This window comes from Neobacillus phoenicis (genome assembly GCF_047302305.1).
Classification (GTDB): domain Bacteria; phylum Bacillota; class Bacilli; order Bacillales; family Cytobacillaceae; genus Neobacillus.
Map to the genome: position 1 here is coordinate 622,490 of NZ_CP154847.1, position 13,165 is coordinate 635,654.

Sequence of the window (13,165 nt, forward strand, 5' to 3'; positions counted from 1 at the left end):
CACTGATGAAATTCATACTTGCGTTGCTCCTTGCTTTTCAATCTCCAAGCATTCTTATTCATCCTCCCATTCCAAAACCTTCAAATGAACAAACCGTAGCGATTATCCTTTTGGACCGGCCGCAGTCGGAGCAGGAAATTGCGCAACTCATCCGTCCGTACCGGGACATCAAGCTAAGACGAGTCTTTAAAGAGGCCATTGATGGGTTTTCTGTTCAAGGTCCCGCCGAAGTCATCGCCAAACTCGCCAACCAGCAGCACATTATGAACGTCTCACATGTGACACAGTATCAGGTAGAAACCGAGGAAAGTGTCAAAATTATTGGTGGAGAAGAGGTCCGCAGTTATTTTGACGCCAAAGACGAGCGACTTACTGGAAAAGGAGTGACGGTTGGGGTGATTGATACGGGTGTTGATTATACACATCCCGACCTGCAGCGGAACTATGCCGGTGGGCATGACCTCGTTGATAATGACCGTGATCCAATGGAAACGCTCGCTGTTGGAAAAGCGACCATCCATGGCACCCATGTAGCGGGAATCATTGCGGCTAATGGAAAAATAAAAGGCGTGGCACCGGAAGCGAAAATTGTAGCGTACCGGGCACTCGGACCTGGAGGTGGCGGGACGACCGAACAGGTGCTTGCGGCTATTGATCAGGCAATCAAGGACAAAGTCGATATTATGAATCTATCGCTCGGGAACGATATCAATGGGCCGGACCTTCCGATTAGTATGGCCCTTAACCGCGCAGTGGACAAAGGAATTGTGGCGGTAGCTGCTTCAGGTAATTCCGGGCCGAATGTGTGGACAGTGGGTTCGCCGGGAACGGCGTCTAAAGCGATTTCGGTCGGAGCCTCCACACCCACAATGGAAATTCCATCCTTATTAATAGAAGGAAGCCGGAATAAATATCGGATTCAGCCGATGGAGGGTTCAGCTAAATGGGCGCTAGACCGGTCAGCCGATCTGGTGGATGGTGGCATCGGCAAGAAAGAGGAATTAAAGAATGTTCAAGGAAAAATCGTTCTGATGAAGCGGGGGACGCTAACCTTTACGGAGAAAGCAGAAAATGCACGTAGAGCGGGTGCGAGAGCGGTATTAATCTACAATAATACGAGCGGAAACTTCATGGGGAATTTGGAATCTCCGCTGACCCTACCAGTGGGTTCACTATCTAAGGGTGACGGGGTAATTTTACAAAAAGAAATAAAGAAACAGCGTGTGGCGGCGAGAATTTCGGTGGTAGAGGAGCGGGATAAGCTGGCAGACTTTAGTTCAAGGGGGCCGGTGACGGGAACGTGGGATATTAAGCCGGACATTGTTGCGCCGGGGGTAGCCATTAATTCGACGATTCCAGGCGGCTATTTGTCTTTGCAGGGAACGAGTATGGCGGCACCGCATGTGGCCGGGGCCTGTGCGTTAATCAAGCAGGCGCACCCCGATTGGACACCGGTGCAAATTAAAGCAGCCTTGATGAACACGGCAAAACCGCTTGTGAAGATGGAGCCCGGAACGATTAGTTCTGCTGCTGATGAGAGCCAAGGGTTTTACCGTACGTTCGAACAGGGGGCCGGACGCATTCAAGTAGATGAAGCGATCAAGGCGACCTCGCTGGTTTCGCCGAGCAGTATGAGGTTTGGGAAATATAGTGACGATCACGATGTCCATCAGGCGACACTGCATGTGGAAAATAGGAGCGCAAAAACTGAGCGGTATTCCTTTTCGATTCCGCAGCAGGTGGAGGGACTGAACTGGAGGTTCCCGTTGTCGTTCACGCTTGGGCCGAAGGAGTCGCGGGATGTGACGGTTGAGTTAACGGTTGACCCGAAAGTGTTTTTGCGAAAAGTTCATGACGGTTATATTCAAATGCAGGCTGGTTCGTCCACCATTCATATCCCCTATTTGTATGTGCTCGAGGAGCCGGGGTACCCACGGGTGATGGGTTTTGATTTTGGAGAAAGCGACCATCCGGGACAGTACAGATATGAGGTGTATTTGCCTGGGGGGGCAGAGGAGTTTGGAATTGCTTTGTTTAACCCGGAGGATTACCGGTTTGTTGGCTTTTTAGATACGAAGACAGATGTAAAGAAAGGATTAATCCGGAAAGTGATTCCGACCGAGCAGTTGCCGGAAGAGGGGACTTACCTTGTGAAGGTGTTTGCTAAAAAGGCAGGGAAGGAAGATTTTATCGAGCGGATGATCGTTATTGAGAAGAAAAAAGAGTAAACTGTGCGAGTGACTGGGCAAGCCAAAATTTGTCGGGCTTGTCCAGCCGGTCCATCACGGAAAAATGGCTTTCAATGACATTGTTCACAAAATAGACACAAAATGGTCAAAAAACTTTTAAAAAATCCACTACAATAATAGAGTAAATTAAAATTTCATGAGAGAAATGCTTGGGGAATTGTTTGTGGAATAATTCACTAAATTCCATTGACTTTAAAAGTTGCCTATTGTATGCTAACAAAGGGTGTAAAATGATAGGGTTTTCATCGGATTTATCGACTATTTTTGACGATGTTTGCGCCTATTTGCATACTATTACCCGGTTCTCATTCTCTTACAGTGAGGATGCGATAAGCATGCGACAAAACAACCGCAATCCATTACAAGCTATGGCTTTAATGTCCGCGATCGTCTCCCAGTTAGTCGGTTCCATTCTAATAGGTATTTTCTCAGGCAGATGGCTGGATCGGCATTGGGGTACCGAGCCAATTTTTTTAATAGTTGGACTGCTTTTAGGACTTGCAGCAGGCACCTATTCCATGCTTCTTTCAATCCGCCATTTCTATTCAGGAGATAAATAACTATGCCAGATTTTAGAGTCATGTACAACAGACAGCGGAAATGGATTTTTTACTTGTTGTCCATTTATGTTCTCGGCTGGGGATTCACATCGTACCAAACAATCTTTCTAGGGTTGATTCTCGGGACATGCTTTGGTTTCTTAAATCTTTGGTTATTAGTAAGAAAAACCGAAGACTTTGATAAAAAGGTGGGAGAGGGCAAGAAGGTCCGCTCACTTGGGTCGCTTTCCAGAATGGCAGTAGGTGGAATAGCGGCAGTCATTGCATTGAAATATCCTGAGTATTTCAATGTGATTGGTTTAGTTATAGGATTGATGACATCCTATATTGTCATTATGATAGATTATTTTTATCATGCATTGCATGTACATAAATGAAGCGGAAACGAGGTGAGTTTACATGGAACACGGAACTCCGGATTTTAAGTTTATGGGGCTTTGGTTTAACGGGGCCAATATTCTAATGATTACCGTTGCAAGTGCGATTGTTTTCCTAATTGCAGTCCTTGCCACCCGCAAACTTGCGATGAAACCAACTGGGGTGCAAAATTTCTTTGAGTGGATTTTGGACTTCGTTAAAGGAATTATCAACAGTACAATGGATTGGAAGACAGGTGGTCGATTCCACATTCTTGGGATCACACTATTGATGTATATCTTTGTATCTAATATGTTAGGTCTTCCGTTTGCTATCGTAGTTGGTGAAAACCTTTGGTGGAAATCACCGACAGCTGACCCAACGATTACTTTAACGTTAGCGGTTATGGTTGTTGCGCTTTCACACTTCTATGGTGTGAAGCTAAAAGGTGTAAAAGGGTATGCAGAAGGCTTCTTTAGCCCAATGAAATTCCTTTTCCCATTAAAGATTATTGAGGAATTCGCGAATACGCTAACTCTTGGTTTGCGTCTATACGGTAACATTTTTGCCGGTGAATTGCTTCTTTCACTACTAGCAGCTGGACTAGCGCATCAAGGAATTGCTGGAACTATCGCAGCAGTACCACTAACACTAGTATGGCAAGGTTTCTCTATTTTCGTTGGTTCAATTCAGGCGTACATTTTTACAATGTTAACAATGGTTTATATGGCTCATAAAGTGAGTCACGACCATTAATATAAACCGTTCATTACTTATGAACAAAATAATAAACTATATTTTTTTATACATTTAAGGAGGAAAAACGAAATGACAGGTTCAATTGGTATTTTAGCAGCAGCGATTGCAATTGGTTTATCAGCTATTGGCGCAGGTATTGGTAACGGTCTTATCGTAGGACGTACTGTAGAAGGTGTTGCTCGTCAACCTGAATTACGTGGTACTTTACAAACTACAATGTTCATCGGGGTTGCGTTAGTTGAAGCATTACCGATCATCGGTGTAGTTATCGCGTTCATGGTTTTAAATAAGTAATTATCATTAAAACTCCAGATGGCGAAGATACATACATCCTTCGCCATTCATTTATGTCTAGTTAAATTGTTGTTACTTTCATCGTTTAGCGACTCTTGAAAGGAGTGAACCCAGGGTGTTAACAAGCAATTTTGTATTGGCTACTGCTGCTGAAGGCGGTTCCCATATTAATTTGGGAGATATTTTCTTCCAGTTACTAATGTTTATCATTTTGTTAGCATTGCTTAAAAAGTTCGCATGGGGTCCATTAATGGGCATCATGAAGGAACGTGAAGCACACATTGTTAATGAAATTAATGCGGCTGAGAATAGTCGTTTAGAAGCAAAGAAACTTTTAGAAGAGCAAAGAAGTCTTTTAAAAGAAGCACGTACCGAAGCACAGAACTTAATGGAAAACGCTAGAAAACAAGGCGATATCCAACGAGAAGAGATCGTAGTTGCAGCACGTACGGAAGCTGAACGTATTAAAGAAGCTGCCAAGCTTGAAATTGAGCAGCAAAAAGAAAAAGCAGTTGCAGCTATTCGCGAACAAGTTGCTTCCCTGTCTGTATTAATTGCTTCTAAAGTAATTGAGAAAGAATTAACTGCAGCAGATCAAGAACAACTTATTAGCGAATATATCAAAGAGGCAGGAGAAGAGCGATGAGCAATTCTATGGTAGCAAAACGCTACGCGTCAGCTCTTTTTCAAATTGCAAAAGAACAGCAGATTCTAAGTACAGTAGAAGAAGAACTTCGTGTAGTAAAAGAAGTTTTACAATACAATGCTGATTTGAAAGCTGTGCTAAAATCATCAAAACTAACGATTGATAAGAAAAAAGAGGTTATAAAAGCAGCTTTTGTATCTATCAATGCCTATGTACTTAATACATTGTTAATTTTGATTGATCGTCACCGCGAAGATGAAATCGTTGAAGTGGTGGACCAGTTTATTGAGCTGTCAAATGATGAAATGGGGATTGCTGAAGCAAAAGTGTACAGCATCCGTCCGCTTACAGATGCTGAGCGCGAAGCTATTTCTACTACATTTGCAGCAAAAGTAGGCAAAAAATCATTGAGAATTGAAAATATCGTAGATTCCGAATTGCTTGGCGGCGTAAAGCTCCGCATCGGAAACCGTATATATGACGGAAGCTTGCGCGGCAAGTTAAACCGTTTAGAACGTAAATTGTTAAGCTAAGATTCGTAGATAGGGGTGAAACTCATGAGCATCAAAGCTGAAGAAATCAGTGCCCTGATTAAAAAGCAGATTGAAAACTATCAGGCAGAAATTCAAGTGAGTGATGTTGGTACAGTTATCTCCGTAGGTGACGGTATCGCTCGTGTTCATGGCCTCGACAATGTCATGGCTGGAGAACTTGTTGAATTTTCAAATGGCGTTATGGGTATGGCACAAAACCTAGAAGAAAATAACGTCGGTATTATTATCCTTGGACCTTTCACAGAGATCAAGGAAGGCGGCGAAGTTCGCCGTACAGGACGCATCATGGAGGTTCCAGTTGGTGAAGAGCTAATTGGACGTGTTGTTAACTCTTTAGGACAACCAATTGATGGTATGGGTCCAATCAATGCAACAAAAACTCGCCCTGTAGAAGCAGTAGCTTCAGGTGTTATGGCTCGTAAGTCCGTTCATGAGCCATTACAAACAGGTATCAAAGCGATTGACGCACTAGTTCCAATTGGTCGTGGTCAACGTGAATTAATCATCGGTGACCGTCAAACAGGTAAAACATCTGTTGCGATCGATACAATCATAAACCAAAAGACTGAAAACATGATCTGTATCTATGTTGCAATCGGTCAAAAAGAATCAACAGTACGTAATGCGGTTGAAACGCTTCGTAAGAATGGTGCATTAGATTACACAATCGTTGTATCTGCATCTGCTTCTCAACCAGCTCCAATGCTATTCTTAGCTCCATATGCTGGTGTTGCGATGGCTGAAGAGTTCATGTACTCTGGCAAACACGTATTAATCGTATATGATGATCTTTCTAAACAAGCGGCTGCATACCGTGAGCTTTCCCTATTACTTCGTCGTCCTCCAGGTCGTGAAGCATATCCAGGGGATGTATTCTACTTGCACTCCCGTTTATTAGAGCGTGCTGCGAAATTGAACGACACATTAGGTGCAGGTTCAATCACAGCATTACCATTTATCGAAACACAAGCAGGTGACGTTTCTGCTTATATCCCAACAAACGTTATCTCCATCACTGATGGACAAATCTTCTTACAGTCTGACTTATTCTTCTCTGGCGTACGTCCAGCGATCAATGCAGGTCTTTCCGTATCCCGTGTAGGGGGTTCTGCACAAATCAAGGCGATGAAAAAGGTTGCAGGTACACTGCGTCTTGACCTTGCTTCATACCGTGAACTTGAAGCATTTGCTCAGTTCGGTTCTGACCTTGATAAAGCGACACAAGCGAAGCTTGCTCGTGGTGCACGTACCGTTGAGGTATTAAAACAAGATCTTAACAGACCGCTTTCAGTTGAAAAGCAAGTCGCAATCCTATATGCATTAACACGCGGATTCCTTGATGATATCCCTGTTCAAGATATTCGTCGTTTTGAATCAGAAATGTTAACTTGGTTAGATCACAACCGCAAAGAAGTGTTAGACCATATTACGAAGACGAAGGATCTTCCTTCTGATGACGATTTCGCTTCTGCTATCAACGACTTTAAAAAGACGTTTGCAGTTTCCGAGTAATATTGGGGGCGCCTAAGGGCGCTCTTAGCTAAACATTCTTTGAATGAGGGTGGTGAGAACCAATGGCATCTTTACGCGACATTAAAAATCGTATAAATTCAACCAAAAAGACGAGTCAGATTACGAAAGCAATGGAAATGACGTCGGCAGCGAAATGGAACCGTGGAGTGATGAATGCGAAATCATTTGTCCCTTACATGGAAAAAATCCAGGAAGTAACGGCTTCGATTGCAATCGGCAGCAAAGGAATTAACCATCCTATGCTTCAGGCTCGTACTGTGAAGAAAACAGGTTATATCGTTATGACTTCTGACCGTGGACTTGCAGGCGCATTTAATAGTAACGTGATTCGACGCGTACACCAAGTAATCCAAAGCCGTCATAAAACCAATGATGAATTTGCGATTATTGCAGTGGGTAGAGTAGCTCGTGACTTTTTTGTTAAGCGCGGCATGAATGTAGCCCTTGAAATTGTAGGGGTTTCCGATCAGCCAAGCTTTTCAGATATTAAGGATATCGCTTCAAGTACGGTAGGAATGTTCTCTGACGGTACTTTTGATGAAATATATGTGTATTACAGTCATTATATAAGTGCCATTTCTCAGGAAGTAACGGAGAAGAAGCTTCTTCCGCTAACGGATATCACAACTTCTTCAAAGCTGGCTTCTTATGAGTTTGAACCGTCTGCAGAAGAAATCTTAGAAGTTCTCCTGCCGCAATATGCAGAGGCTTTGATTTACGGTGCTCTTCTAGACAGTAAAGCAAGTGAGCATGCTGCCCGTATGACGGCAATGAGAAATGCAACTGATAATGCGAAAGAAATGATTCGTAACTATACGCTTAGCTATAACCGTGCACGTCAAGCTGCGATTACACAAGAAATCACAGAGATTGTTGGCGGTGCGTCGGCGTTAGAATAGAATTTTTACAATTAGCCCATTCGGCGGGCAAAAAAAAGAGAATGAACGGGAAGGCAGCATTTGTTCATGAGTGAACAGATGCGTGTCTCCAACTACGTTCATTTTTCAAAAGAGTAAGTTAGGAGGGAAAAAGATGAACATAGGACGCGTAGTTCAAATTATGGGTCCGGTCGTTGACGTTAAATTTGAAAACGGTCAGCTGCCTGAGATCTATAACGCATTAAGAATTAGTTACAAAGCGCGTAATGAATCAGAAGTTGATATCAACTTAACCCTTGAAGTAGCCCTTCATTTAGGTGATGATACTGTTCGTACGATTGCAATGGCTTCCACTGACGGTGTAACTCGTGGTGTAGAAGTAGTGGATACAGGTGCACCGATTTCCGTACCAGTAGGGGATGTAACACTTGGACGTGTATTTAACGTATTAGGTGAGCACATTGACCTTGCTGATGAAATCCCTGCAAGTGCACGTCGTGATTCGATTCACCGCGAAGCACCAACTTTCGAAAATCTTTCTACTGAGGTAGAAATTCTTGAAACTGGAATTAAGGTAGTAGACCTTTTAGCACCTTATATTAAAGGTGGTAAAATCGGTCTATTCGGTGGTGCCGGTGTAGGTAAAACTGTATTAATCCAGGAATTAATCAATAACATCGCACAAGAGCATAGCGGTATTTCCGTTTTCGCTGGTGTAGGTGAGCGTACTCGTGAGGGTAACGACCTTTACCACGAAATGACGGACTCTGGCGTTATTAAGCAAACAGCGATGGTATTCGGACAAATGAACGAGCCACCAGGTGCACGTATGCGTGTTGCCCTAACTGGTTTGACAATGGCTGAATATTTCCGTGATGAGCAAGGACAGGACGTTCTTTTCTTCATGGATAACATCTTCCGTTTCACACAAGCAGGTTCTGAGGTTTCTGCCCTACTTGGCCGTATGCCATCTGCGGTAGGTTACCAGCCAACTCTTGCTACTGAAATGGGTAAATTACAAGAGCGTATCACATCTACTAACGTAGGTTCTGTTACATCAATCCAAGCGATTTACGTACCAGCCGATGACTATACGGATCCGGCTCCGGCTACAACTTTCGCTCACTTGGATGCAACGACTAACCTTGAGCGTAAGCTTTCTGAGATGGGTATCTACCCTGCGGTGGATCCACTTGCATCAACTTCTCGTGCATTGTCACCTGAAATCGTTGGTGAAGAGCATTACGAGGTATCACGTCGTGTGCAAAAAACGTTACAACGTTACCGTGAACTACAAGATATCATCGCGATCCTTGGTATGGACGAACTTTCTGATGATGATAAGTTAGTCGTACTTCGTGCGCGTCGTCTACAGTTCTTCTTATCACAAAACTTCCACGTAGCTGAACAGTTTACTGGACAGCCAGGTTCATATGTTCCTGTTAAGGAAACGGTTAAAGGATTTAAAGATATCCTTGATGGTAAATATGATCACCTTCCTGAGGATGCATTCCGTCTTGTTGGACGCATCGAAGAAGTGGTTGAAGCTGCAAAACGCATGGGCGTAGAGGTCTAAATCCTGCCAGGAGGGTAAAAAATGAAGACGATTAAAGTCAATGTTGTTACTCCCGATGGCCCGGTGTATGAATCAGATGTGGAAATGGTTAGTACAAAGGCTCAAAGTGGTGAGCTAGGTATCTTACCTGGTCACATTCCGTTGGTTGCTCCTCTTGCAATTGGGGTTGTTCGCCTCAAGAAGGGTGGAAAAACGGAACTGGTTGCGGTAAGTGGTGGATTTTTAGAGGTCCGTCCTGATCAAGTAACCATTTTGGCGCAAACGGCTGAAAAAGCATCCGATATTGATGTTGAACGTGCACTAAGAGCGAAGGAACGTGCAGAACAGCGTATGCACGATCAGCATGCTGAGCATATCGACTTCAGACGTGCGGAGCTTGCCCTGCAACGTGCCATCAATCGCCTCGCCGTATCGGAAGGTAGAAAGTAATAATATCTTATATTTATCAAACCCCTTTAGCGGATTTTTTAGGGTCCGCTGGAGGGGTTTTTTGCGTTTTCGGGATTGGGGCATGGTGGTTGATAAAGTGGTGGAAGTGGCCGAAATGTTTGGGGAAGTGGACGATTTATCGTAGAAAGTGGCAGATAAGTTTGGGGAAGTGGCTGATATGTTTGGAACAGTGGCCGATATAATGGTGAAAGCGGTCGATAAGAGTGGGGAAGTGGATGATAAGTAGATTTTGGTGGGGGAACTATCCGAGGTTTATATAAAAATGGTCGCTTAAGTTTGGGGCTTGAGGAGATAACGTTTGGTTTGGATGAATAATGGGTGGGAAGTTAGTTGTGCCCGTCTTGCGACTGGCATTTTTAGGGGATAGTTTTAGTTTTTGGGGAAGGTGAAGTAGAAGTAGAGAGGTTCTATATCTACTTTTAACGAGGGAAAGCAAGAGAGAGTGGACGTAGAGAGGTTCTATATCTACTTTTAACGAGGGAAGGCTAGAGAAAGTAAACGTAGAAAGGTTCTACATCTACTTTTGTATGAAAAAAGAAGAAAAAAGTATATGTATAGAGTTTGTTAAGGCCAGTCTTTCAATCGGCCTTTTTATGCTTGTTGCCATTGGTTGAGGAAAGACTGCATGATTTGTACATCTTTGCATAAGATGGTAGGGCGGAACAAGATTGGATTTGTGATAGAAAGGTTCATTATATGTTTTTACATAGTTTGGGTTTAGTAAGAATTGAGTTTGTCGAATTTTTATTTAGATAAGGAGAAAAACGCATATTTATGAAGATTTAATGACAAATCTCACATACATTCTTGAGTATTTATTGTTAAATTGGGGTGTTGTCGGTTTTTTTGTAGTGTTGTTGAGCGGCTCTTGCGTCATCTCTAAAGCATCTACAAGGCAGCCAACTCAGCGAAATCACGCAAACGCTCAGGAAGGGGACCCATGTCGACATCCTAGTGTACCGTAAAATTGAAATTCTCCCGCAATGTGCTACCCGCACAATGCGCTTCAGCTAGCGAAAATTTATCAGTTTAAGCCCCTTTTGAGACCGAGCTCTCAAGTGTCTTAAACTGATAAATTCTCGTTGCGGGAGAATTCCAATTTAAGTATAATGGCTTGTCGACATGGGTTTGTAACAATGCTATAATGAATTCGGTTACAATATTCATTAGTATGAAAATTTACAACATTGGAGGGGATAGACATGGAACTTCTAAATATATATCAGAATAATTATCTGATAGTTTTTGTGTTCCTATGTCTTGGGGTGTTGCTGCCGATGGTGGCGTTATATTTAGGTAAGCTTTTGCGTCCTCATAAACCTAGTGATGCAAAGTATACCACATATGAAAGCGGTATTGAGCCTTTTCACGATTCCCGTGTTCAGTTCAATGTCCGCTATTATATTTTCGCCCTAATGTTTGTTGTGTTTGATGTGGAAACGGTGTTTTTATATCCATGGGCGGTTGCCTATGATAAGCTAGGTATTTTTGCGTTGATCGAAATGTTAATTTTCGTAATTATGCTGTTAATCGGCCTAGTGTATGCTTGGAAGAAGAAGGTGCTACGATGGATTTAAAACTAGACGGCATTTCACCTAAGGAAATGGAAGAGTTACAAAGAAATGTATTTATGACGACGCTGGAGCAAATCAAGGCATGGGCTCGAAGTAATTCGATCTATCCGATGACATTTGGTCTGGCTTGTTGTGCGATTGAAATGATGGGTGTAGGGTCTTCGCATTATGACCTTGACCGTTTTGGTTCGTTTTTCCGTACATCTCCACGTCAATCGGATTGTATGATTGTGTCTGGAACGGTAACGAAGAAAATGGCTCCTATTTTGCGCCGTTTGTATGATCAAATGCCTGAGCCGAAGTGGGTTATTGCCATGGGTTCATGTGCAACGGCTGGCGGGCCGTATGTTAAGTCGTATTCTGTTGTTAAGGGTGTCGATCAAATCGTCCCTGTTGATGTTTACATACCAGGATGCCCACCAAACCCGGCCGCTTTAATTTATGGAATTAATAAATTAAGGGAAAAGATTCGCTATGAAGCGAAGACTGGGAAGAAGGTGATCTAACCGATGAGTGGGGAAAAGGATCTTGAACAGTTAAAGAAGGAAGCTGTGGCGAAGGCGAAGGCAGCTGCGGCGGCGAAACGGGCCGCAAAGGCAGCAGGGGAAGCTGCACCTAAGCAGGAGGCAACCCCAACACCAACTGAGCCAGTGAAACCGGAACCACCGGCCGCACCGCCAAGCGAAGCGCCAGTAACAAAGGCAGAAGAAGCCCCTGCGGCCACGTCAAGTGAAGTCCCTGCAGCAAGCTCTGATGCGGATGATTTGGCGAAGAAGAAAGCAGCAGCAGTAGCCAAAGCAAAGGCGGCAGCAGCAGCCAAGCGAAAAGCGATGGAGCAAGCAGGGGAAACAGTCCCAGCGGCCGAGACGACACCAGCAGAGGAAGCAGCAGGAAATGATGCAGATGACCTGGCGAAAAAGAAAGCAGCAGCAGTAGCGAAAGCGAAGGCGGCAGCGGCAGCCAAACGGAAAGCAATGGAGCTAGCGGGCGGTGCAGACACTGCAGCGGATGCAGACGAAAGCGTACCAGCAGGTGATGATGCCAAGGCAAAAGCGGCAGCAGCAGCGAAAGCCAAAGCAGCGGCCAAGGCGAAAGCAGCTGGAATAGCGGATGCACCAGCAACTGGTGGGGACGATGAAAAGGCAAAAGCAATTGCTGCAGCGAAAGCGAAAGCAGCGGCAGCAGCAAAGGCGAAGGCAGCAGCAGGCGGAAAAGCTGGTGAAACAGCAGCCCCAGCAGCGGAAGTGAAGCCTTCAGTCAATCAGCCATTTTTAGATAAGTATTTGAAAGTCATTGAAGAAAATATGGGGTCTGATGTTTTAGAAGATTCTTATATTAATAAACTCTCCAAAGATGTTCCAACCCTTGTGGTGAAGCGTGAGAACTACTTTAAGCTAGCTCAATTTTTGAAATACAATGAGCTGTTAGGGTTTGATTACTTATCAGAGCTTCATGGATCAGATTTTGAAACACATATGGAAGTGTATGTTCACTTATACTCATACAAAAACCGTCAATCTGTCGCGGTTAAAGTGATGATTGACCGTGATGAACCAACAATCGAATCTCTGCAGCCAATCTGGGCTGGTGCGAACTGGCCGGAGTGTGAAGCTTATGATTTACTCGGTATTAAGTTTACCGGGCATCCGAACCTTTACCGGATTATGCTTGGAGATGATTGGGTTGGCCATCCACTCAGAAAAGATTATGAGCCGTACGATGTGGAGGTGTAACC

The 13,165-nt window shown here is 43.9% G+C and carries 14 protein-coding genes; all 14 read left to right on the forward strand.

Annotated features, from left to right (window positions below):
• Positions 1-5 precede the first annotated feature (5 nt).
• The 14 genes from AA0X95_RS03135 to AA0X95_RS03200 all read left to right on the forward strand — a co-directional run bounded on the left by AA0X95_RS03135 (position 6) and on the right by AA0X95_RS03200 (position 13,163).
• Positions 6-2,228: a S8 family serine peptidase gene (locus AA0X95_RS03135; protein WP_413305248.1), complete on the forward strand. Its 2,223-nt coding sequence runs from the start codon at positions 6-8 to the stop codon at positions 2,226-2,228.
• A gap of 356 nt (positions 2,229-2,584) precedes the next feature.
• Positions 2,585-2,809, forward strand: a complete 225-nt coding sequence (locus AA0X95_RS03140; protein WP_413305251.1) for an AtpZ/AtpI family protein — start codon at positions 2,585-2,587, stop codon at positions 2,807-2,809.
• A 2-nt stretch (positions 2,810-2,811) separates the two neighbouring features.
• On the forward strand, positions 2,812-3,186 hold the full coding sequence (locus tag AA0X95_RS03145) for an ATP synthase subunit I (protein WP_413305254.1): 375 nt from the start codon (positions 2,812-2,814) through the stop codon (positions 3,184-3,186).
• A gap of 22 nt (positions 3,187-3,208) precedes the next feature.
• Positions 3,209-3,922, forward strand: a complete 714-nt coding sequence (gene atpB, locus AA0X95_RS03150; protein ID WP_308081821.1) for a F0F1 ATP synthase subunit A — start codon at positions 3,209-3,211, stop codon at positions 3,920-3,922.
• A gap of 72 nt (positions 3,923-3,994) precedes the next feature.
• Complete coding sequence (atpE, locus tag AA0X95_RS03155; protein WP_308081822.1) at positions 3,995-4,219, forward strand: F0F1 ATP synthase subunit C; 225 nt, start codon at positions 3,995-3,997, stop codon at positions 4,217-4,219.
• Positions 4,220-4,334: 115 nt separating this feature from the next.
• Positions 4,335-4,865: a F0F1 ATP synthase subunit B gene (locus tag AA0X95_RS03160; protein WP_413305257.1), complete on the forward strand. Its 531-nt coding sequence runs from the start codon at positions 4,335-4,337 to the stop codon at positions 4,863-4,865.
• Complete coding sequence (locus AA0X95_RS03165) at positions 4,862-5,398, forward strand: F0F1 ATP synthase subunit delta (RefSeq protein WP_413305260.1); 537 nt, start codon at positions 4,862-4,864, stop codon at positions 5,396-5,398. The genes AA0X95_RS03160 and AA0X95_RS03165 overlap by 4 nt, the downstream gene beginning before the upstream one ends.
• A gap of 24 nt (positions 5,399-5,422) precedes the next feature.
• Positions 5,423-6,931, forward strand: a complete 1,509-nt coding sequence (gene atpA / locus AA0X95_RS03170; RefSeq protein WP_413305263.1) for a F0F1 ATP synthase subunit alpha — start codon at positions 5,423-5,425, stop codon at positions 6,929-6,931.
• A gap of 62 nt (positions 6,932-6,993) precedes the next feature.
• A complete protein-coding gene (atpG, locus tag AA0X95_RS03175; RefSeq protein ID WP_413305266.1) occupies positions 6,994-7,851 on the forward strand; it encodes an ATP synthase F1 subunit gamma in 858 nt (285 codons plus the stop codon).
• A gap of 133 nt (positions 7,852-7,984) precedes the next feature.
• Positions 7,985-9,406: a F0F1 ATP synthase subunit beta gene (gene atpD, locus AA0X95_RS03180; RefSeq protein ID WP_413305269.1), complete on the forward strand. Its 1,422-nt coding sequence runs from the start codon at positions 7,985-7,987 to the stop codon at positions 9,404-9,406.
• Between the two features lie 21 nt (positions 9,407-9,427).
• A complete protein-coding gene (locus AA0X95_RS03185; protein WP_413305272.1) occupies positions 9,428-9,835 on the forward strand; it encodes a F0F1 ATP synthase subunit epsilon in 408 nt (135 codons plus the stop codon).
• A gap of 1,223 nt (positions 9,836-11,058) precedes the next feature.
• Positions 11,059-11,433, forward strand: a complete 375-nt coding sequence (locus tag AA0X95_RS03190; protein WP_413305275.1) for an NADH-quinone oxidoreductase subunit A — start codon at positions 11,059-11,061, stop codon at positions 11,431-11,433.
• A complete protein-coding gene (locus tag AA0X95_RS03195; RefSeq protein WP_307283528.1) occupies positions 11,424-11,936 on the forward strand; it encodes a NuoB/complex I 20 kDa subunit family protein in 513 nt (170 codons plus the stop codon). Before AA0X95_RS03190 ends, AA0X95_RS03195 begins: the two co-directional genes overlap by 10 nt.
• 3 nt (positions 11,937-11,939) lie before the next feature.
• The gene (locus AA0X95_RS03200) at positions 11,940-13,163 is read left to right on the forward strand and encodes an NADH-quinone oxidoreductase subunit C (RefSeq protein ID WP_413305278.1); all 1,224 of its coding nucleotides are present in this window, start codon (positions 11,940-11,942) and stop codon (positions 13,161-13,163) included.
• Positions 13,164-13,165 lie beyond the last annotated feature (2 nt).

What these genes read in the sequence shown, in the direction of transcription:
- AA0X95_RS03135 (WP_413305248.1), top strand. Translation starts at nt 6, where the DNA reads ATGAAATTCATACTTGCGTTGCTCCTTGCTTTTCAATCTCCAAGCATT.
- AA0X95_RS03140 (WP_413305251.1), top strand. Translation starts at nt 2,585, where the DNA reads ATGCGACAAAACAACCGCAATCCATTACAAGCTATGGCTTTAATGTCC.
- AA0X95_RS03145 (WP_413305254.1), top strand. Translation starts at nt 2,812, where the DNA reads ATGCCAGATTTTAGAGTCATGTACAACAGACAGCGGAAATGGATTTTT.
- atpB (WP_308081821.1), top strand. Translation starts at nt 3,209, where the DNA reads ATGGAACACGGAACTCCGGATTTTAAGTTTATGGGGCTTTGGTTTAAC.
- atpE (WP_308081822.1), top strand. Translation starts at nt 3,995, where the DNA reads ATGACAGGTTCAATTGGTATTTTAGCAGCAGCGATTGCAATTGGTTTA.
- AA0X95_RS03165 (WP_413305260.1), top strand. Translation starts at nt 4,862, where the DNA reads ATGAGCAATTCTATGGTAGCAAAACGCTACGCGTCAGCTCTTTTTCAA.
- atpA (WP_413305263.1), top strand. Translation starts at nt 5,423, where the DNA reads ATGAGCATCAAAGCTGAAGAAATCAGTGCCCTGATTAAAAAGCAGATT.
- atpG (WP_413305266.1), top strand. Translation starts at nt 6,994, where the DNA reads ATGGCATCTTTACGCGACATTAAAAATCGTATAAATTCAACCAAAAAG.
- atpD (WP_413305269.1), top strand. Translation starts at nt 7,985, where the DNA reads ATGAACATAGGACGCGTAGTTCAAATTATGGGTCCGGTCGTTGACGTT.
- AA0X95_RS03185 (WP_413305272.1), top strand. Translation starts at nt 9,428, where the DNA reads ATGAAGACGATTAAAGTCAATGTTGTTACTCCCGATGGCCCGGTGTAT.
- AA0X95_RS03190 (WP_413305275.1), top strand. Translation starts at nt 11,059, where the DNA reads ATGGAACTTCTAAATATATATCAGAATAATTATCTGATAGTTTTTGTG.
- AA0X95_RS03195 (WP_307283528.1), top strand. Translation starts at nt 11,424, where the DNA reads ATGGATTTAAAACTAGACGGCATTTCACCTAAGGAAATGGAAGAGTTA.
- AA0X95_RS03200 (WP_413305278.1), top strand. Translation starts at nt 11,940, where the DNA reads ATGAGTGGGGAAAAGGATCTTGAACAGTTAAAGAAGGAAGCTGTGGCG.